The following is an 18,120-nucleotide window of genomic DNA, read 5'->3' on the forward strand; positions in this document are numbered from 1 at the left end:
GCCCTGAAAATTTTCACCAAAACTTTCAGCAGCAAACAGGCACGGCATTGGTTACATTGGCTGGATGTCTTCCACGCCATCGACCCGCCCCCCTCTTTCCATGGCCCAGGTGCTCATCTGCGGCGCCGCCATCGTCACCTTGTCCATGGGCATCCGCCACGGCTTTGGGTTGTGGCTTCAGCCCATCACCCAGGCGCAGGGCTGGACGCGCGAGACGTTCGCCTTTGCACTGGCCGTGCAGAACCTGGCCTGGGGCGTGTTCGGCATTTTTGCGGGGATGGCCGCCGACCGCTTTGGCGCGTTCCGGGTGATTCTGGGTGGTGCCGTTCTCTACGCGCTGGGCCTGGTGGGCATGGCGCAATCCACGACGGGCCCGATGTTCACGCTCACGGCAGGCGTGCTGATCGGCGCGGCGCAGGCCGGCACCACCTATGCGGTGATTTACGGCGTGATTGGTCGCAATATTCCCGAGAGCAAGCGTTCATGGGCCATGGGTGTGGCCGCTGCTGCGGGTTCCTTCGGTCAGTTCCTGATGGTGCCGGTCGAGGGCTTTCTGATCAGCGGGCTGGGCTGGAAAGAGGCCCTGCTCGCGCTCGCAGGCGCCGTGCTGCTCATCATGCCGCTGGCCCTCGGCTTGCGGGAGAAAGGATTTTCCAGCAGCGCACCGGTGCAGCGGGAACAAACCATTCTTCAGGCACTGAAGGAGGCCTTCAAGTACCCCAGCTTCCAGTTGCTGATGGCGGGTTACTTCGTCTGTGGCTTTCAGGTGGTCTTCATTGGCGTGCACATGCCCAGCTACCTGAAGGACAAAGGGCTTTCTCCGGAGGTGGCCAGCTATGCCCTGGCGCTGATTGGCCTGTTCAATGTGTTTGGCACTTACATCGCCGGCTCGTTGGGCCAGCGCATCGCCAAGAAGAAAATCCTGGCCACGATCTACTTCTCGCGCGCCGTGGTCATCGCCATCTTTCTCGCCGCACCGCTGACCCCGCTCAGTGTTTACATCTTTGCCAGCGTCATGGGCTTGCTGTGGCTGTCGACCATTCCACCGACCAATGCGGTGGTGGCGCAGATTTTCGGCATCCAGCACCTGTCCATGCTGGGTGGCTTCATTTTCTTCAGCCACCAGATTGGCTCGTTCCTGGGCGTGTGGCTGGGTGGCTACCTGTATGACCGCACCGGCAGCTATGACATCGTCTGGTACATCGCGATTGCACTGGGCGTGTTTGCGGCGCTCGTGAATCTGCCGGTGCGCGAGGCACCGATCGAGCGCAGGGGTCATGCCAAAGCCGTGGCGGCCGCCTGAGATGAATCTGAGCACCTTCCAGAAAATCGGCGTGTGGGCCCTGGTCCTGGTGGCCTCTGGCGCCGTGTTCGCGATGTACACACGCCCGGAGTTCCTGTTCACACTGGCCAATCAGGTGTGGGCGTGCTTCTAGTGTCCTGTCCGGCATGACGGCCCCGCTGCCGGCCAGCCCGCCACTGCACGGCACCGAAGCACCTTCGGCGTGGGTGCAGCGCTGGTCCCATCTGGTTCGCGCGCATGGCACCGTGCTCGACGTAGCATGCGGCCATGGTCGCCACACCCGGTGGTTGGATGCGCTGGGTCATGCGGTTACCGCAGTAGACCGCTCCAGTGACGCCATCGAGGCCATTGCCGCCTCCCTCACGAAAGGCGAGGCTGTCGTGGCCGACATCGAAAACGGCCCCTGGCCCTTCGCTCACCGGCAGTTTGACGCCGTGGTGGTGACTAATTACCTGTGGCGACCGCTGATGCCCACCTTGCTCGCCAGTCTGGCGCCGGGCGGTGTGCTGATTTACGAAACCTTTACCGCCGGCAACGAGACGGTGGGCAAGCCCTCCCGGCCCGACTTTCTTCTTCGCACGGGTGAACTGCTGACGGTATGCGCAGGACTGCGGGTGGTGGCGTTTGAGGACGGCTTTGAGGAGCGCGGTGACGGCACCGGCCAACCGGTACTTCAGCGATTCGTCCAGCGGATTGCCGCTGTCAACGAGCCTCCGATCGATACGGGTTTGCCCTCACCAGAAAGCCCCTCGCAGGCCGTCCCCGCGCGCTATCAGCTGCCTTGGGGTCTGGGTAGAATGCAGGATTGAGTCCGGCGCGCCAAACCTCTGGCTCCTCCGGGATACCGGGCAGGCCATCCGGCCACGAATGTTTACAAAAGACAGCATGAAACCCATTACCGGCAGCATCGTTGCGTTGGCAACGCCCTTGCACGAAGACGGCAGCGTTGATTACCCCGCATTGCGCAAACTCGTGGATTGGCACATTGCCGAAGGCACCGACTGCATCGGCGTGGTGGGCACCACCGGCGAATCGCCCACGGTCAATGTCGAAGAGCACTGCGAAATCATCCGCGTGTCGGTGGAGCAGGCGAAAACCCACGGCGACAAGCGCGTGCCCATCATGGCGGGTTGCGGCGCCAACTCGACGGCCGAAGCCATCGAGCTGGCCAAATTCGCCAGGCAGGTCGGTGCCGACTGCCAGCTGCAGGTGGTCCCCTACTACAACAAGCCCACGCAGGAAGGCCAGTACCGGCACTTCAAGGCCATCGCCGAGGCTGTCGGCGACCTGCCCACCGTGCTCTACAACGTGCCGGGCCGGACGGTGGCCGATATGGCCCATGCCACGGTGCTGCGCCTGGCGCAGATCCCCGGCATCGTCGGCATCAAGGAAGCCACAGGCAACATCGAACGTGCCCAGTGGCTCATCAAGGAAGTGCCCAAGGGCTTCGCCGTTTATTCCGGCGACGACCCGACCGCCGTGGCGTTGATGCTCTGCGGTGGACAAGGCAACGTCAGCGTGACGGCCAACGTGGCGCCGCGGCTGATGCACGAGCTGTGCGTGGCAGCAGTCGCCGGCGACGCGCGACGCGCCATGGAGCTGCAGTTGAAGCTTCTGCCCTTGCACCGCAACCTGTTCATCGAGGCCAATCCAATCCCCGTCAAATGGGCCATGGCCCGGATGGGCCTGTGCGGCGGTACGCTGCGCCTGCCCATGACGCCGCTGGAGACATCCAACGAGGCCGTGGTCGAAGGCGCCCTGCGCGCCTGCGGCCTGATCTGATTTTTAAGGGAACCCAAGTGAAGACATTGCCCCCAAGTGCTGCTTACCTGAATGCCAAAAAGGCCGCTACCGTCTCCGCGGTTCTGGCCTTGAGCCTGCTGGCCGGCTGCTCTTCCATCAAGGAAATGATGGACGGTGATCGCGTGGACTACAAGTCCGCTGGTGCGAAAGGACCTTCCCTTGACGTGCCACCAGACCTCACGCAACTGAGCCGCGAAACCCGCTATGTGGTGCCCGGCAGTGCCGTGACGGCCAGCGCCTATCAGGTCGGACAGTCCGCCCCCGTGCTGCCCACCGCTGCTGCGGCAGTGGGTGACGTGCGGATCGAACGCGCCGGCAGCCAGCGCTGGCTGGTGGTCAACCGCCCTGCCGACAAGCTCTGGGGACCGGTACGCGACTTCTGGCTGGAGAGTGGCTTCCTGTTGTCCCAGGACCAGGAAAACCTGGGCATCATGGAAACGGACTACGCCGAGAACCGCGCCAAGATTCCACAGGACTTCATCCGTAGCGCGATTGGCAAGCTCTTTGACAGCCTCTACTCCACCGGCGAGCGTGACAAGTTCCGCACCCGCTTCGAGCGCCGTACCGATGGCGGCACCGAGATCTATGTGAGCCACCGCGGCATGGTGGAGATCATCACCGGCGCCAAGAGCGGTGTGGCCTCCAGTGGCGACAGCTCGGTCTGGCAGCCACGCCCCGCCGACCCCGAACTGGAAGCCGAATTCCTTCGCCGGATGATGGTGAAACTCGGCGTCACGCAGGAGCAATCCAAGGCACTTCTGGCTGGCGGTACCCCGACCCAGTCATCGCGGGTGGCCAACATCAACAACGTTCCAGTGGTGCAGATCGACGAGGGCTTTGACCGTTCGTGGCGCCGCGTGGGTCTGGCACTGGACCGGACGGGCTTCACGGTGGAAGACCGTGACCGCAGCCAGGGCACTTACTTCGTGCGTTACGTTGAACCCATCACGAACAGGACGGAGCCAGGCTTCTTCAGCAAACTCTTCAGCGGCACGCCTGCTGCAGTGCCACCGCTGAAATACCGCATCGTGGTCAAGAGCGAAGGCGAAAAAACCGTCGTTTCTGTGCTCAACGCACAAGGCGCTCCGGAAGGCTCTGCCAACGCGCAGCGTATCGTCCAGGTGATTGCTGACGACCTGCGTTGACCGGTTGTTGAACCCACGGCCGGTGATCCGGGGCATCATTTGCCTGTAGCGATGAGGCCGTGGTGCTGAGATTCAGGAGCCTCGGTAGCGGGAGTACTGGCAACGCCACCTTGATAGAGGCGCATGGTCCTCAACCCTTCCGGTTGCTGGTCGATTGCGGGTTTGGACTGAAGCAGCTGACGCACAGACTGGCGCTGGCCCATCTGACCCCTCACGACATTGATGCAGTCTTCGTCACGCACGAGCATGGCGACCACATTGGATGCGCCAGGGGGCTGTCGCTGGGTTACCGCATCCCGGTCTGGATGAGCCATGGAACCCACGTCGCCATCGGATCCCCGGACTTCGAAGGACATCTGCACATCGCAAGAGACGGAGAAGCCATTGATCTCGGCGCCGTTCAGATTCTGCCCTTCACGGTGCCTCACGACGCACGGGAACCGCTGCAGCTGAGCTGCACCGACGGCAACAGCAAGCTCGGCGTGCTGACCGATCTGGGCCACGCCACACCGCATGTGCTGTCGCATCTCGCAGCATGTGACAGCCTGCTGCTTGAATGCAACCATGATGAAGACCTGCTGTCGAAATCGGCTTACCCCGCCTTCTTGAAGCAGCGGATTGCCGGGCCTCACGGACATCTGTCCAACACCGTTGCAGCGGAAATACTCAGCGCCGTACGACACAGCCAGCTCAGGCATCTGGTGGCAGCTCACCTCAGCGCGCAGAACAATCAGCCAGCCCTGGTGCGGACGATCATGGCCGCTACGCTGTCATGTGCGGACGATGACATTGTTGTTGCAAGTGCAGATGAGGGAACGGGCTGGCTGAGTGTTTGAACCAGCCTTACGATCAACACGGTGGGGCTTGCGGACGAAAAAAAAGCCGCCCGGAGGCGGCTTTCTTGATCACCGAAGTGATTACTTTGCAGGAGCTGGGGTAGCAGCAGCGGCACCAGCAGCGGCGCCGGTAGCAGCACCAGCGGCGGCACCAGCAGCAGCGCCGGCAGCGGCACCAGCGGCAGCAGCAGCGCCAGCGGCAGCAGCATCAGTAGCGGAAGGAGCGCTGGCAGCAGCAGCTGGCTCAGCAGCAGGCGCTGGGGCAGCAGCGGCAGGAGCTGGCGCAGGAGCGGCAGCTTCTTCTTTCTTGCCGCAAGCAGCCAGGGCGACTGCAGCGATGATGGCTGCCAGAGCGAGGGATTTGTTCATTTTTAAGATCCTTGGTGATATTGAAGAAAACAATTTCCGGAAATTGTCAAAAAAGCCGAATGGACATTCAGGTCATGTTTTGACCGGGGAAAGGACTCGAGCTCTTTCTACCCAGCCGCAAATTATATGCCGGATATTGCAACCCTGAAAACCCTAGGTTTGAACACCATTGCATGCATGGCCACCGAATTGGTGACTTTTGACTACGCTGTCAACGCCCAGTGAGCCGGGATTCCATCGCTGGCGGGCTGTGGTCATCGAGCCCCCAAGCCATGCGGCACCGCAGCCACCCCTAAAGCCCCAAAGTCGTGGCCGGAAAGGCCGGTGAGCTCTTGAGCAACCGTTCGTTCAGGCGTTCCCGCAAGGCCACGCGCCGCGCGGGCTCGCTGCCAGCGATGCCGAGGCAGCGCTCCCGGTCGAGCCGCTCGAACACCCAGCCGGGCCCATACAAAGCGCTGGGAATGTCATCCGCCGAGACCGAAGACAAGCCCCGGCATTCGACAATGTGCGCCCAGGTCCGTCGCCAGGTCACGAAGCGGGCATGCCGCCTGGCCAGTTCACTGTAGTTCTGCGCGAGCATGGTGAACTTTCGGCCGCTCTGCGCCCAGTCGCCGAGCGCCTGCGCCACCGCCCGTTCGCCCAGCGGCCAGTCCTCAAACCCCGGGTCCGACACCATGATTTCACGCCAGCCCTCGGCAGCCGCCACGACCAGCGCCTGACGTATCAGGTCAGTGAACGCCTGTCGCCCTGAAAAACGCCCCTCCAGCAACGCCCCGGCATCCCCGGGGGTAGCAGTCATCGACGGGTTGTTGGTGTCCATGGTCGCTCCGCAGTCTGCCCTCAGGAAAGTTGGTGCAGCCACCCGGCATCGTGCCACTCGGCCAGCAAACCGAGCGCTGCCGGACTGGCCGCGCGCAATCGGGCGCCATCAAGGCCACGGCCATCCGCCAGTTGACGCATCAAAGTGGCATCGGCGCCCTTGGCGCGGTAGCTGTCACCGTTGATGAACACATGGGCGGCGTCGTACATCATCCGAGTGCGTGCATCCAGCCTCACTTGGCTCCGGCCCGACCGGACCGCTTCCGCATCCCACTCGCCTTGTGGCTCATCAAACCAGACCGACGGCTTGGGTTCGGTCATGTACTCACCGAGGGCGCAAGCGACTGCCAGCGGATCCTTCAAGGCCTGCAGCACGGCCTGGCCGGCAAACTCGACCAGGCCTGAGGGAAGTGCAGCGGGCGTATCCGTCGCCACCTGCGTCTTGTCCCGATAGAGCGCAGGCTCGGGGGGACTCTGTCCTGACGCCAGATCGCCGCCAGCCTCTTCGCTGAACTCGGCGAGGCGATGAAGCAACTCGGCCGCCAGTTCATGCTTGGCAGGCGCGCGAAATCCAATCGAGTACGTCATGCAATCGTCCGCCTGGCCCTTGGCACCCGCCAGCGCCACACCATCGTGCGCGTAGCGAGGCGGCAGATAGAGCATGTCGCCCGCTTCCAGAACGAACTCTTCTTCGGGTTCAAAGTGTTTCAGGATCTTCAAAGGGACACCCGATTGCAGGCTCAGGTCCTGCTGGCGTCCGATCTGCCAGCGACGACGCCCGCTGGCTTGCAGCAGGAACACGTCGTAGCTGTCGAAGTGCGGACCCACCCCGCCACCCGGGGTGGCAAAGGAAATCATCAGATCATCCATCCTGGCGTCTGGCACGAAGCGGAAGTTCTGCAGCAGTGCGTGGGCGCTGGCATCGTGCAGGTCAACGCCCTGCACCAGCAGGGTCCACGCTTTCTGGTTCAAGGGCGGCAGCGACTTTGCCGGCAGCGGACCTTGCGTCATTCGCCACTTGCGTGCTTCATGAACAATCAGCCGGGACTCCACACTGGCCTGCGCGGCAAGCCTGAAAAGGGCCGTCCGGCTGAGCAGTGGCTGAAAGCCGGGGATGGCCTGGCGCACCAGCAAAGGCTTTTTTTGCCAATGGCGGCGCATGAATTGCGCCGGGCTGAGACCAGCGAGCAGGGGAAGGGGTTGGTGGACATCCATGGGACAATTGTCGGATGAAAATCACACCGCAATGCGTTGTTGCCCTGACATGGGTCCTGAAAGACACTCTGGGCGAAGTGCTCGACGAACTGGACGAGCCCATCGAATTTCTGCTGGGTGGTGATGACCTGCTGGCCAAAATCGAGGAGTCGCTGCAAGGCCATGGAGTCGGCGACAAGATCGAGCTGCACCTCGAGCCGGAGAATGCGTTTGGCGACTACGACGAAAACCGTGTGTTCCTTGAGGCACGGACACTGTTTCCGGCAGAGCTCGAAGAAGGCATGACTTTTGACGGTGCCGCGCTGCCTGCGGGCGCCAGCGCACAGATCCCCGCAGAGCACATTTACACGGTCACGGACATCTACCCTGACCACGTGGTGCTGGATGGCAACCATCCACTGGCCGGTATCGCGATACGGCTCACCGCGAAGGTGGAGTCTGTGCGCGAGGCCACTGCCGATGAAGTCGGTCAGGGCACGCTGGGCACCGGCTTCTTCAAACTGGAACCTCTCACCCCAGGAAAAACGGACCAGGACACGCTGCACTGAGCAGCGATATCCTGATCCGCACTTGGCGATGACCTTGGCGCAGCGATGCCGGGAGGCACCGCTGCAGAGGTGTCACGTCAAGCGTTACATGACGTGTTACACGACACGTTACATCACACGATAGAGCTGGTTGTTTTCAACCCGCACGCGATCACCGATGCGAAGTTCGCCCATCGCTGGCACGTCATAGGAACGCATCGAGCCGTTGTCCATTCGAATGGAAACACGGAAGCTTTCCTGCACCGTGGTGTTGCGGCTTTTCTCGATGGCGTTGCCGGCGAACGCGCCGCCGACAGCACCTGCCACCGTGGCGACGCTCTTGCCGGTTCCGCCGCCGATCTGGCTACCGATCACGGCGCCAGCAACACCACCGAGCACGGCGCCCACACCAGTACCCTGTGCTGGCTGCTGCGAACGAAGCACTTCCACATTGCTCACGCGGCCATATTCGGCATAGTTGCCCTGTGTATTGGGGTAGGTCGCTGCAGGGTACTGCTGTGACGGGTATTGCTGGGTCTGTGTAGGGTAAGACGATGTCGGGTAGGCCGAATCACCCTGCGTGTTCATGGGTGCACAGGCGGCCGTCAGCGCCAGCAAAAGAACGGATGAAACAGCGGGGACAAGACGTGAAAGGCGTGAAAAGTTGCGCATGAGGCTCTCCTGTGAGTGAACGCATGAGATCCGGCATGACGGCGGCAGGCAACCGAACTGTTGTCTGCCACTTTTCGCATGGCGTGTCTCATGCACTCATTACAGGCCAGTTGGCGCACGCGACTGGCGAGCGCCCATGCTGCTTGGGAGTGAGAAGCCCGCGCCACCGGCCGTAGGAAAAGCCTGACGTCGCCCCCCTTAACAGCGCTTTTGGGCGCTTCTCGGCGCTTTCGGGCGCTTCAGATTCAGCGCGTATCAGGCCTTGCCGGTAGAGCCGTACCCGCCCTCGCCCCGCTGCGTGGCAGGAAAGTCGGTCACCACATTGAACTGCGCCTGCATCACAGGAACGATCATCAACTGGGCGATACGCTCCATCGGCTCGATGGTGAATGGCACATCGCTGCGGTTCCAGGCGCTGACCATGAGCTGGCCCTGGTAGTCGCTGTCGATCAAGCCCACGAGGTTGCCCAGCACGATGCCATGCTTGTGCCCCAGCCCCGAGCGCGGCAGGATCAAGGCCGCATAGCCGGGGTCGTGCAGGTAGATGGCGATACCAGTCGGTACCAGCTGCCAGGCGTTGGCCGCCAGCGTGACTGGCGCATCCAGACACGCGCGCAGGTCTAGCCCGGCGCTACCCGGTGTGGCGTAGGCTGGCAGATTCCCCACCATGCGGGAATCCAGAATCTTCACATCAATTTTCATGGCGACTTTTTTCGTGTCTTTTCAGGGGCATTGAACGACTCGGCTGACTTCTGAGCCCCAGCCCTGCGGGTCAGGTCTGTCATCGCACACTCTGCAAGGGTGCGCGCCCGCGTGGCGAGCCCTTCGGGCGACTGCCGCACAAACCGGAAAATCACCCAGGCGATGTAGACGACCAGGAGAGGCACAAAGGCATATCCGAGGCCGGGTACCCAGGCGTCCAGTACCTGGGCTGCGATCCAGAGGACCACCACCCACTTCACGTGCGTGCCGAACGACGGCATCACCGCAGGCCGAAGCTGCTCGTCCACTGACGGAATACCGGCGCTGGCTGCAAACGTACCGTCGCCCGATGGCGCAGAACCAGCGGAGCCATCCATCGGCGGACGCACGACAGCCGGCCGGCTGGTCAGCTGCTCCACGTATCTGGCGAAGTCACCGTTGGGGGGCGTGTCGGACGGATGGTTCATGGCAGAGCCTTCGCACTGCCGACGCTGCGGACGCTGCGGACGCGGCTGGCGATTTCCTGCACCAGCCGGCGGGCCAGTACCCGCTTGGGCGCCAGCGGCAGCTCAAGGTGTCCATTGGCGTCAATCAACAGCAGCGCGTTGTGATCCTGCCCGAAAGTGTCTGGCCCCACATTGCCGACCAGCAGAGGCACCTTTTTTCGCAGTCGCTTGGCACTGGCGTTCTCCACCAGATCGTGGCTCTCGGCGGCAAAGCCCACGCAGTACGGGGTGCCGCGAGTCGCTGCATCGGATGCCACTGCCGCCAGAATGTCGGGGTTTTCGACGAACTCCAGTTGCGGCGTGGACTTGCTGCCGTCTTTCTTGATTTTGCGGTCGGCGGGCGACGCGGGGCGCCAGTCGGCCACGGCCGCAGTAGCGATGAAAATGCCGGCCTGAGACGCCCGCGCCATGACAGCCTCGTGCATCTCAACAGCCGAGCGCACGTCCACCCGGGTGACACCGCGCGGGGTGGGCAGCGCCACCGGGCCCGCCACCAGCGTGACATCGGCACCTGCCTCGCGGGCCGCACGGGCGATGGCAAAACCCATCTTGCCGCTGGAGCGGTTGGTGATGCCGCGCACCGGGTCCATCGCCTCATAGGTCGGGCCTGCAGTGATCAGCACACGCTGGCCTGCCAGCACCTTGGGTGTGAAGAAGGCAATGATGTCTTCGAGCAGCTGATCGGGCTCCAGCATGCGGCCATCACCGGTTTCCCCGCAGGCCTGGAAGCCCGTGCCCACACCCAGCACGGTCGCACCATCAGCCTCAAGCTGCAGGAAGTTGCGCTGCGTGGCAGGGTGGGCGTACATCTCGCGGTTCATGGCAGGCGCAACCAGCAGGGGCACGCTGGCAATCGGTCGTGCAAGGCACATCAGGCTCAGCAGGTCGTCGGCACGGCCGTGCAGCAGTTTGGCCATGAAGTCCGCGCTCATCGGTGCAATCACAATCGCGTCGGCTTCGCGCGAGAGGTTGATGTGCGCCATGCTGTTGGGCTCGCGTGCATCCCACTGGCTGGTGTAGACCGGCCGCCCACTCAAGGCCTGCAAGGTCACCGGCGTAATGAACTGCGCGGCGGCCTCGGTCATGACCACCTGCACGGTGGCGCCAGCCTTGATCAGGGCCCGGCACAGCTCGGCGGATTTGTAGCATGCAATACCGCCCGACAGACCCAGCACGATGTGCTTGCCTGCGAGGTCCTGCGCCGCGTCGCCCTGCTCCGGATTTGCCTGGTTCGTCATGGTGGGCAATGTAGCATTTCCAACGCGTGCGCCGCAGGCATGCAACATGCGGCAGAAGGCGACAGGAGACGACGGGAGACGATTTACCGGCGCAAAGTCGCCCACCCGTATAATTCCCGTTTACCACCTCTGCGAACTTGCGGTTCGTACTGACATGACCAAATTTGTCTTCGTCACCGGCGGTGTGGTGTCTTCCCTCGGCAAGGGAATCGCCTCAGCCTCCTTAGCAGCGATCCTTGAATCGCGAGGCCTCAAAGTCACTTTGATCAAGCTGGACCCGTACATCAACGTGGATCCGGGCACGATGTCCCCCTTTCAGCACGGTGAAGTCTTCGTGACCGACGACGGCGCCGAGACCGATCTGGACCTGGGCCACTACGAGCGTTTCATCGAAACGCGCATGCGCAAGCCCAACAACTTCACCACCGGCCAGATCTACAAGAGCGTGCTCGAAAAAGAACGCCGCGGTGACTATCTGGGCAAAACCGTGCAGGTGATCCCGCATGTCACCAACGAAATCCAGGACTTCATAAAACGCGGTGCACGCTACGACACCCCAGAAGCCGTCGATGTGGCCATCGTCGAGATTGGTGGCACGGTCGGTGACATCGAGTCCCTGCCCTTCCTCGAAGCCGTGCGCCAGATGAGCCTGCGCATGGGCGCCAACAACACCGCGTTTGTGCACCTGAGCTATGTGCCGTGGATCGCCGCAGCGGGCGAACTGAAGACCAAACCCACCCAGCACACCGCCCAGAAACTGCGCGAAATCGGTATCCAGGCCGACGTGCTGCTGTGCCGTGCCGACCGCCGCATTCCTGACGAGGAGCGCGAAAAAATCTCGCTCTTTTCCAATGTGCCGGAATGGGGCGTCATTTCGATGTGGGACGTGGACACCATCTACAAGGTGCCCCGCATGCTGCACGAGCAGGGGCTCGACGGCCTGATCTGCGACAAGCTGCGCCTGAACACGCCGCCCGCCAACCTCAAGCGCTGGGACGATCTGGTGTACGAGACCGAGCATCCACGCTCGGAAGTGAATATCGCCATGGTCGGCAAATATGTGGACCTGAGCGACAGCTACAAGTCACTCAACGAAGCGCTGCGCCACGCCGGCATGAAGAACCATGCCAAGGTGGTGATCCAGTACATCGACTCGGAAACCATCACGCCCGACAACGTCTCACAGCTCGCCAAGTTTGACGGCATTCTGGTGCCCGGCGGCTTTGGTGTGCGTGGCGTGGAAGGAAAAATCTGCGCCGCACGCTTTGCCCGCGAGAACAAGCTCCCCTACCTCGGCATCTGCCTGGGCATGCAGGTGGCCACCATTGAATTCGCACGCCATGTGTCGGGCTTCAAGGACGCCAACAGCACGGAATTTGCACCCGACACCCCGCATCCGGTGATTGCACTCATCACCGAGTGGAAAGACGCCGACGGCACCATCAAGACGCGTGACGCCAAGTCCGACATGGGTGGCACCATGCGCTTGGGTGCGCAGAGCTCCGACGTCGCCAAGGGCACGCTGGCGCACAAGATTTATGGCGACGTGGTCACCGAGCGGCATCGCCACCGCTATGAGGCCAATGTGAATTACCTTGACGCCCTGCGCAAATCCGGGCTGGTGATTTCCGCCCTGACGCAGCGCGAGCAGCTCACCGAAATTGTGGAACTGCCGCAGGACATCCACCCGTGGTTCGTGGGCGTGCAGTTCCACCCCGAGTTCAAGTCCACGCCGTGGAACGGCCACCCGCTGTTCAATGCCTACATTGCCGCCTCGCTGGAACACCGCCGTACTGCCGGTCAGGATCAGAACGCGGGCAAGCCGCTCAAGGCGGTGGCATGAGCATGAAACTGTGTGGATTCGATATTGGTCTTGACCAGCCCTTCTTCCTGATTGCCGGCCCCTGCGTGGTCGAGTCCGAGCAGCTGCAGATGGACACGGCAGGCACGCTGAAGGAAATCACCACCTCGCTGGGCATTCCTTTCATCTTCAAATCCAGCTACGACAAGGCCAACCGCTCCAGTGGCACCAGCTTTCGTGGTCCCGGCATGACCAAGGGGCTCGACATTCTGGCCAAGGTCAAGCGCGAACTGGGCCTGCCCATCCTGACCGACGTGCACTCGGAAGCCGACATCGCGCCGGTGGCTGCGGTGGTCGATGTGTTGCAGACACCCGCCTTCCTGTGCCGCCAGACGGACTTTATCCACGCAGTGGCACAGTCGGGCAAGCCGGTCAACATCAAGAAAGGCCAGTTCCTCGCCCCGGGAGACATGAAGAACGTCATCGACAAGGCCCGCGCCGCCGCGCGGGAAAAGGGCCTGAACGAGAACAACTTCATGGCCTGCGAGCGGGGGGCGAGCTTCGGTTACAACAACCTGGTGTCTGACATGCGCAGTCTGGCGATCATGCGGGAAACCGGCGCGCCAGTGGTGTTTGACGCCACCCACTCGGTGCAGCTGCCCGGCGGGCAGGGCACCACCTCAGGCGGTCAGCGCGAGATGGTGCCCGTGCTGGCACGCGCCGCTGTAGCAGTGGGCGTAGCTGGCCTCTTCATGGAAACGCATCCCGACCCGTCCAAGGCCATGAGCGACGGCCCCAATGCCGTGCCACTGAAGCACATGAAGGCGCTGCTGGAAACGCTGCTGGCGCTGGATCGCGTGACCAAGAAAAACGGTTTCCTCGAAACCAACTTCAACTGAACCGTAAACGTCCCCTTCACGGAGCTCACATGGCCGCTGGCTACATCATTGTTGACATGCAGATCTCCGACATGGAGCAGTACAAAAAATACATGGCGGAAGCCCCCGCATCGGTGGCTGCGGCAGGCGGTGAGTATCTGGTGCGTGGTGGCCGGTTTGAGACGTTGGAAGGCCGGTGGCAGCCGGCGCGCATTGCCATGCTGCGCTTTCCCAGCTATGACGCGGCGAAAGCCTTTTATGACGGCGAGATGTACCGCGCAGCCCGTGCCAAGCGGGCTGGTGCCACCGAGTTTTTCAATATGGTTCTGGTCGAAGGGGTGGGCTAACGCCCTCCCCTTTGGGGTGAATGTGTTCGCCCCTCCCCAACCCTCCCCTCACGGGGAGGGAGTAAAAGCGAATTCGAAACTAAAGAGAGATTGAATAAATGAGCGCAATTGTTGATATCGTTGGCCGCGAAATTCTCGACAGCCGGGGCAACCCTACCGTCGAATGCGACGTGCTGCTGGAGTCCGGTGTCATGGGCCGTGCAGCGGTGCCGTCAGGCGCCTCGACCGGCTCCCGCGAAGCCATTGAGCTGCGCGACGGCGACAAATCCCGTTACCTCGGCAAGGGCGTGCTCAAGGCCGTTGAGCACATCAACACCGAAATCTCCGAAGCCGTGCTGGGCCTCGATGCCAGCGAGCAGGCCTTCCTTGACCGCACGATGATCGACCTCGACGGCACCGACAACAAGTCGCGCCTGGGCGCCAACGCCATGCTGGCCGTTAGCATGGCTGTGGCCCGCGCCGCAGCAGAAGAAGCCGGTCTGCCGCTGTACCGCTACTTTGGTGGCAGCGGCGCCATGCAGATGCCCGTGCCCATGATGAACGTGGTCAATGGCGGCGCACATGCCAACAACAACCTTGATCTGCAGGAGCTGATGATCATTCCGGTGGGTGCACCGAGCTTTCGCGAAGCGGTTCGCTACGGCGCCGAGGTGTTCCACGCACTCAAGAAAATCCTGCACGACAAGGGCATGAGCGTGGCGGTGGGTGACGAAGGAGGCTTTGCCCCCAACGTGACCAACCACGAAGCGGCCATTCAGATGATTCTGGAAGCCATCGATGCAGCGGGCTTTGTGGCGGGCGAGCAGATCGCACTGGGCCTGGACTGCGCGGCTTCGGAGTTTTACAAGGACGGCAAATACGTTCTGGGCGCGGAAGGGCTGACGCTCGATTCCACCGAATGGACCAACATCCTCGCCACCTGGGTGGACAAGTACCCCATCATCAGCATCGAAGACGGCATGGCCGAAGGCGACTGGGACGGCTGGAAGATCCTTACCGAGCGCCTGGGCCAGAAAGTGCAGCTGGTCGGCGACGACCTGTTCGTCACCAACACCAAAATTCTCAAGGAAGGTATCGACAAGCGCATTGCCAATTCCATCCTGATCAAGATCAACCAGATCGGCACGCTGACCGAGACTTTCGCCGCCATCGAGATGGCCAAGCGTGCTGGCTACACCGCCGTGATCAGCCACCGCTCGGGCGAGACCGAGGACTCCACGATCGCCGACATCGCCGTGGGCACCAACGCAGGCCAGATCAAGACCGGCTCGCTGTCGCGCTCGGACCGCATGGCCAAGTACAACCAGCTGCTGCGCATCGAGGAAGACCTGGGCGATATCGCCACTTACCCAGGTCGGGCGGCGTTTTATAACCTCAAGTAAATTGTTGGCCCCCACGCTTGTCGCTCCGCGTGCTGCGCTGCCCCCCCGGGGGGCGCATTTTTCCTTGGGGCGGCCCTGCGGAAAAACTGTGGCTCCCATGCTCGCCACTGCGAGCCTACGGCGCGCTGCCCCTTTCATTCGGAATGGTGCGCATTTTTCGCTTGAGCGGCCCGGCGGAAACACCTTGGTCTTCACGGGCTCGGTAGCGAAAAACTGTAATTGGGCCTAGACATGGGGCCACGCATCGTTCCCGCCATCCTGATCGTGCTGCTGGCATTGGTACAGGCGCAGCTGTGGATTGGACGAGGCAGCATTCCCAGCGTGCGGGAGATGCAGCACAAGCTCGACGAGCAGCTCCGGCTGAACGCCCAGGCGCAGGCCGCCAACGACCAGCTCTCCGCGGAGGTTCGCGACCTCAAGGAAGGGCTGGAAATGGTGGAAGAAAAGGCGCGCAGTGAGTTGGGCATGGTCAAGCCGAATGAAATCTTCGTCCAGATCACGCCCTGAGTGGCTGAGCGGACGCTGATGCGGCCCCTTACCATCGGCGTGGCCGATACCGCACCAGCGCCAACCCGTCCTGATACCCACATGCGCCTCCAGTCGGCCGCGCAGAAGGCAGGCTTTGAAGGAAGGCTACTTCCACTCGCCGTTCCCGCACAGCCAGCGCAACTGGCACTGTGCGACTCAGTGCTTCTGATCGGTCTGGCAAGCGGCACAGCAGCAGCCATGGCAGGGCATACACGGTTTCGCGATGCACTCTCGCAGGCGAGCCTGCCCTATCAGGTGGTCTACAGCCTGGACGAGGATCAGCTGGTTGAGCTGATTGCCTTCAACATGGCCGTCGTACAGAGTCGGCAAATGCCTTCAAGAAAAAGCGCGCGATCGCCATGGGTGTGGGCCTGCGACAAATGCAGTGACCCGCAATGCGAGCACCGCCTGCTGACCGATCTGATCCAGAAGCGCCAAAGCACCGGCTGAATCACCGCCGGAGTTCGGTCGCCTTCATTGCACCGTCGAAGGCGGCGGCGGTTGCTGCGTCTGGCTGGTGAACAGCTGGGCGGCGTCCACCGGGTCGAAGGTGTAGTTGGCACCGCAGAACTCGCAATCGACGGACACATCACCACACTCCGCGAGAATGCTCTCGATTTCTTCCACACCCAGGCTGCGCAGCATGCCACCCACCCGCTCGCGTGAGCAGTTGCAGGCAAATGTGGGCGCAGCCGGCTCGTAGCGGGTGATGCGCTCTTCCCAGAACAGGCGGCGCAAAATCGTGTCGGCGTCCAGCGTCAGCAACTCCTCGCGCTTGAGCGTGCCGGCCAGCATGGCGATGCGCTTGTAGTCTTCGTTGCGGCCGATTTCGTCTTCATTCGCATCGCGGTCGATCTGACCTTCAAGGTTGCCCTCACCCTTGACCGGCAAGCGCTGAATCAACAGCCCCGCTGCCACATGGCCATCGGCCGCCAGGATCAGCCGGGTGTCCAGCTGCTCGCTCTGCAGCATGTAGTGCTCCAGCACCTCGCCGAGATTCTCGATCTTCTCGTGCTGATCGCCATACAGCGGCACCACGCCCTGGTAGGGTTGCTGACCAGGAAACTTGTCTTTCGGGTCCAGCGTGATGGCGCAGCGCCCCTTGTTGTCCACATTGACAAGCTGGCTCAGCGAGCTGCCCGGGTCCACCACACCGGTGACGGTGGCCGTAGCGCGCAGGCTCAGGTCAGGTTGCACCTCGGCCACCGCGAGCTTGACAGGCCCGTCGCCAAAGATCTGCAGGATCAGTGCACCGTTGAACTTGATGTTGCTTTGCATCAGCGCACCCGCAGCCGTCATCTCGCCGAGCAGATGCATCACCTCGACCGGGTACCCGCCAGCGGCATGCCGGCGCTTGAGGATTTCCTGCCAGGAGTCCGTGAGACGAACCAGCATGCCGCGAACGGGCAAACCATCAAAGAGGAATTTGTGAAGTTCTGACATCACGCTCCGCCGCTTTTCACTTCGTTATTCATGCAATCTTCTTGAGCCCAGCCTTGTAGCGCCGAGCATTGTCGATGTAATGCTGGGCGCTTTTTTTCAGCCCTTCGATCTGCTCGGGTGACAGCTGGCGCACGGCCTTGGCCGGGCTGCCGAGGATCATGGAGCCATCCGGAAACTCCTTGCCCTCGGTCACCAAGGACCCAGCACCGACCAGGCAGTTCTTGCCGATCTTCGCGCCGTTGAGTACCACCGCCTGAATGCCGATGAGTGAGCCGTCGCCGACGCTGCAACCGTGCAGCATGACCTGGTGGCCGACGGTGACGTTCTCGCCAATCACGAGCGGCATGCCATGGTCGGCGTGCAGCACGCTATTGTCCTGGATGTTGGTGCCTTTGCCCACGGTGATGGTTTCGGTGTCACCGCGAATCACCACGCCAAACCAGACGCTGCTGTCTTCCGACAGGACCACGTCGCCGATGACCTGGGCGTTGTCTGCGACCCACGCAGATCCGTGAATCGTGGGCTGGAGGGCGTCAAGCTGAAGGATGGCCATGGGCGTGTACAAAAGGTTTGTTGGGAGGGTCAGCAGGGCCATGTATGCGGCAC

22 protein-coding genes are annotated in these 18,120 nt (G+C 62.2%); 13 read left to right on the forward strand and 9 right to left on the reverse strand.

From position 1 onward, the window contains the following. Window positions 1-64: 64 nt before the first annotated feature. The 6 genes from AAG793_RS06140 to AAG793_RS06165 all read left to right on the forward strand — a co-directional run bounded on the left by AAG793_RS06140 (window position 65) and on the right by AAG793_RS06165 (window position 5,087). Window positions 65-1,303, forward strand: a complete 1,239-nt coding sequence (locus AAG793_RS06140; protein WP_341905602.1) for an MFS transporter — start codon at window positions 65-67, stop codon at window positions 1,301-1,303. A 1-nt stretch (window position 1,304) separates the two neighbouring features. Then, entirely contained in the window at window positions 1,305-1,436 is a 132-nt protein-coding gene (locus AAG793_RS06145) for a hypothetical protein (protein WP_341905604.1), read from the forward strand. Between the two features lie 13 nt (window positions 1,437-1,449). Then, on the forward strand, window positions 1,450-2,112 hold the full coding sequence (locus AAG793_RS06150; protein WP_341905607.1) for a class I SAM-dependent methyltransferase: 663 nt from the start codon (window positions 1,450-1,452) through the stop codon (window positions 2,110-2,112). A 76-nt stretch (window positions 2,113-2,188) separates the two neighbouring features. After that, window positions 2,189-3,085 carry a 4-hydroxy-tetrahydrodipicolinate synthase gene (gene dapA, locus AAG793_RS06155; RefSeq protein WP_341905609.1) on the forward strand — a complete coding sequence of 299 codons (897 nt, stop codon included), beginning with the start codon at window positions 2,189-2,191 and terminating at the stop codon, window positions 3,083-3,085. Between the two features lie 125 nt (window positions 3,086-3,210). Continuing rightward, complete coding sequence (gene bamC / locus AAG793_RS06160) at window positions 3,211-4,251, forward strand: outer membrane protein assembly factor BamC (protein ID WP_341907600.1); 1,041 nt, start codon at window positions 3,211-3,213, stop codon at window positions 4,249-4,251. Between the two features lie 62 nt (window positions 4,252-4,313). Continuing rightward, on the forward strand, window positions 4,314-5,087 hold the full coding sequence (locus tag AAG793_RS06165) for an MBL fold metallo-hydrolase (RefSeq protein ID WP_341907603.1): 774 nt from the start codon (window positions 4,314-4,316) through the stop codon (window positions 5,085-5,087). An 81-nt stretch (window positions 5,088-5,168) separates the two neighbouring features. Here AAG793_RS06165 and AAG793_RS06170 read toward each other — a convergent pair whose 3' ends face one another. From AAG793_RS06170 to AAG793_RS06180, 3 genes are all read right to left on the reverse strand, one after another. Then, complete coding sequence (locus AAG793_RS06170) at window positions 5,169-5,456, reverse strand: hypothetical protein (protein ID WP_341905611.1); 288 nt, start codon at window positions 5,454-5,456, stop codon at window positions 5,169-5,171. 292 nt (window positions 5,457-5,748) lie between these two features. Continuing rightward, window positions 5,749-6,276, reverse strand: coding sequence for a hypothetical protein (locus AAG793_RS06175; protein WP_341905613.1), 528 nt, complete (start codon window positions 6,274-6,276; stop codon window positions 5,749-5,751). Between the two features lie 20 nt (window positions 6,277-6,296). Further along, window positions 6,297-7,490 carry a cupin domain-containing protein gene (locus tag AAG793_RS06180; protein ID WP_341905617.1) on the reverse strand — a complete coding sequence of 398 codons (1,194 nt, stop codon included), beginning with the start codon at window positions 7,488-7,490 and terminating at the stop codon, window positions 6,297-6,299. Between the two features lie 14 nt (window positions 7,491-7,504). Here AAG793_RS06180 and AAG793_RS06185 point away from each other — a divergent pair, with 14 nt between their 5' ends. After that, window positions 7,505-8,038 (forward strand): FKBP-type peptidyl-prolyl cis-trans isomerase, encoded by a 534-nt coding sequence (locus AAG793_RS06185; protein WP_341905619.1) that lies wholly within the window; start codon window positions 7,505-7,507, stop codon window positions 8,036-8,038. A 108-nt stretch (window positions 8,039-8,146) separates the two neighbouring features. Here AAG793_RS06185 and AAG793_RS06190 read toward each other — a convergent pair whose 3' ends face one another. From AAG793_RS06190 to coaBC, 4 genes are all read right to left on the reverse strand, one after another. Further along, the gene (locus AAG793_RS06190) at window positions 8,147-8,689 is read right to left on the reverse strand and encodes a glycine zipper 2TM domain-containing protein (RefSeq protein ID WP_341905623.1); all 543 of its coding nucleotides are present in this window, start codon (window positions 8,687-8,689) and stop codon (window positions 8,147-8,149) included. A 255-nt stretch (window positions 8,690-8,944) separates the two neighbouring features. Next, complete coding sequence (dut, locus tag AAG793_RS06195; protein WP_341905628.1) at window positions 8,945-9,391, reverse strand: dUTP diphosphatase; 447 nt, start codon at window positions 9,389-9,391, stop codon at window positions 8,945-8,947. Beyond that, window positions 9,388-9,858 (reverse strand): hypothetical protein, encoded by a 471-nt coding sequence (locus AAG793_RS06200; protein WP_341905633.1) that lies wholly within the window; start codon window positions 9,856-9,858, stop codon window positions 9,388-9,390. The genes dut and AAG793_RS06200 overlap by 4 nt, the downstream gene beginning before the upstream one ends. Continuing rightward, window positions 9,855-11,135 (reverse strand): bifunctional phosphopantothenoylcysteine decarboxylase/phosphopantothenate--cysteine ligase CoaBC, encoded by a 1,281-nt coding sequence (gene coaBC / locus AAG793_RS06205; RefSeq protein ID WP_341905637.1) that lies wholly within the window; start codon window positions 11,133-11,135, stop codon window positions 9,855-9,857. The genes AAG793_RS06200 and coaBC overlap by 4 nt, the downstream gene beginning before the upstream one ends. 154 nt (window positions 11,136-11,289) lie before the next feature. On the opposite strand from coaBC, the gene AAG793_RS06210 reads away from it, so the two are divergent. The 6 genes from AAG793_RS06210 to AAG793_RS06235 all read left to right on the forward strand — a co-directional run bounded on the left by AAG793_RS06210 (window position 11,290) and on the right by AAG793_RS06235 (window position 16,521). Continuing rightward, window positions 11,290-12,978, forward strand: a complete 1,689-nt coding sequence (locus AAG793_RS06210; RefSeq protein ID WP_341905641.1) for a CTP synthase — start codon at window positions 11,290-11,292, stop codon at window positions 12,976-12,978. A gap of 2 nt (window positions 12,979-12,980) precedes the next feature. Next, entirely contained in the window at window positions 12,981-13,835 is an 855-nt protein-coding gene (gene kdsA / locus AAG793_RS06215; RefSeq protein WP_341907606.1) for a 3-deoxy-8-phosphooctulonate synthase, read from the forward strand. Between the two features lie 29 nt (window positions 13,836-13,864). Then, window positions 13,865-14,161 carry a DUF1330 domain-containing protein gene (locus AAG793_RS06220; RefSeq protein WP_341905643.1) on the forward strand — a complete coding sequence of 99 codons (297 nt, stop codon included), beginning with the start codon at window positions 13,865-13,867 and terminating at the stop codon, window positions 14,159-14,161. A 98-nt stretch (window positions 14,162-14,259) separates the two neighbouring features. Beyond that, window positions 14,260-15,543, forward strand: a complete 1,284-nt coding sequence (eno, locus tag AAG793_RS06225; RefSeq protein ID WP_341905647.1) for a phosphopyruvate hydratase — start codon at window positions 14,260-14,262, stop codon at window positions 15,541-15,543. A 231-nt stretch (window positions 15,544-15,774) separates the two neighbouring features. After that, window positions 15,775-16,050, forward strand: a complete 276-nt coding sequence (locus AAG793_RS06230) for a septum formation initiator family protein (RefSeq protein ID WP_341905651.1) — start codon at window positions 15,775-15,777, stop codon at window positions 16,048-16,050. Between the two features lie 18 nt (window positions 16,051-16,068). After that, window positions 16,069-16,521, forward strand: coding sequence for a hypothetical protein (locus tag AAG793_RS06235; RefSeq protein ID WP_341905652.1), 453 nt, complete (start codon window positions 16,069-16,071; stop codon window positions 16,519-16,521). 24 nt (window positions 16,522-16,545) lie between these two features. Here the strand turns inward: AAG793_RS06235 and AAG793_RS06240 are convergent, their stop codons facing one another. Further along, window positions 16,546-17,514, reverse strand: coding sequence for an Hsp33 family molecular chaperone HslO (locus AAG793_RS06240; RefSeq protein WP_341905654.1), 969 nt, complete (start codon window positions 17,512-17,514; stop codon window positions 16,546-16,548). Between the two features lie 28 nt (window positions 17,515-17,542). Further along, window positions 17,543-18,067, reverse strand: coding sequence for a gamma carbonic anhydrase family protein (locus tag AAG793_RS06245; protein WP_341905656.1), 525 nt, complete (start codon window positions 18,065-18,067; stop codon window positions 17,543-17,545). Window positions 18,068-18,120 lie beyond the last annotated feature (53 nt).

Source organism: Polaromonas sp. YR568 (genome assembly GCF_943372955.1).
Classification (GTDB): domain Bacteria; phylum Pseudomonadota; class Gammaproteobacteria; order Burkholderiales; family Burkholderiaceae_C; genus Polaromonas.

Excerpts from the sequence above, each read along its gene's own strand:
- AAG793_RS06185 (WP_341905619.1), top strand. The coding sequence starts at position 7,505 with ATGAAAATCACACCGCAATGCGTTGTTGCCCTGACATGGGTCCTGAAA.
- dut (WP_341905628.1), bottom strand. The coding sequence starts at position 9,391 with ATGAAAATTGATGTGAAGATTCTGGATTCCCGCATGGTGGGGAATCTG.
- AAG793_RS06240 (WP_341905654.1), bottom strand. The coding sequence starts at position 17,514 with ATGTCAGAACTTCACAAATTCCTCTTTGATGGTTTGCCCGTTCGCGGC.
- AAG793_RS06140 (WP_341905602.1), top strand. The coding sequence starts at position 65 with ATGTCTTCCACGCCATCGACCCGCCCCCCTCTTTCCATGGCCCAGGTG.
- bamC (WP_341907600.1), top strand. The coding sequence starts at position 3,211 with ATGATGGACGGTGATCGCGTGGACTACAAGTCCGCTGGTGCGAAAGGA.
- AAG793_RS06175 (WP_341905613.1), bottom strand. The coding sequence starts at position 6,276 with ATGGACACCAACAACCCGTCGATGACTGCTACCCCCGGGGATGCCGGG.
- kdsA (WP_341907606.1), top strand. The coding sequence starts at position 12,981 with ATGAAACTGTGTGGATTCGATATTGGTCTTGACCAGCCCTTCTTCCTG.
- AAG793_RS06200 (WP_341905633.1), bottom strand. The coding sequence starts at position 9,858 with ATGAACCATCCGTCCGACACGCCCCCCAACGGTGACTTCGCCAGATAC.
- AAG793_RS06230 (WP_341905651.1), top strand. The coding sequence starts at position 15,775 with ATGGGGCCACGCATCGTTCCCGCCATCCTGATCGTGCTGCTGGCATTG.
- AAG793_RS06170 (WP_341905611.1), bottom strand. The coding sequence starts at position 5,456 with ATGAACAAATCCCTCGCTCTGGCAGCCATCATCGCTGCAGTCGCCCTG.
- AAG793_RS06190 (WP_341905623.1), bottom strand. The coding sequence starts at position 8,689 with ATGCGCAACTTTTCACGCCTTTCACGTCTTGTCCCCGCTGTTTCATCC.
- coaBC (WP_341905637.1), bottom strand. The coding sequence starts at position 11,135 with ATGACGAACCAGGCAAATCCGGAGCAGGGCGACGCGGCGCAGGACCTC.
- AAG793_RS06220 (WP_341905643.1), top strand. The coding sequence starts at position 13,865 with ATGGCCGCTGGCTACATCATTGTTGACATGCAGATCTCCGACATGGAG.
- AAG793_RS06145 (WP_341905604.1), top strand. The coding sequence starts at position 1,305 with ATGAATCTGAGCACCTTCCAGAAAATCGGCGTGTGGGCCCTGGTCCTG.
- eno (WP_341905647.1), top strand. The coding sequence starts at position 14,260 with ATGAGCGCAATTGTTGATATCGTTGGCCGCGAAATTCTCGACAGCCGG.
- AAG793_RS06150 (WP_341905607.1), top strand. The coding sequence starts at position 1,450 with ATGACGGCCCCGCTGCCGGCCAGCCCGCCACTGCACGGCACCGAAGCA.
- dapA (WP_341905609.1), top strand. The coding sequence starts at position 2,189 with ATGAAACCCATTACCGGCAGCATCGTTGCGTTGGCAACGCCCTTGCAC.
- AAG793_RS06180 (WP_341905617.1), bottom strand. The coding sequence starts at position 7,490 with ATGGATGTCCACCAACCCCTTCCCCTGCTCGCTGGTCTCAGCCCGGCG.
- AAG793_RS06235 (WP_341905652.1), top strand. The coding sequence starts at position 16,069 with ATGCGGCCCCTTACCATCGGCGTGGCCGATACCGCACCAGCGCCAACC.
- AAG793_RS06245 (WP_341905656.1), bottom strand. The coding sequence starts at position 18,067 with ATGGCCATCCTTCAGCTTGACGCCCTCCAGCCCACGATTCACGGATCT.
- AAG793_RS06210 (WP_341905641.1), top strand. The coding sequence starts at position 11,290 with ATGACCAAATTTGTCTTCGTCACCGGCGGTGTGGTGTCTTCCCTCGGC.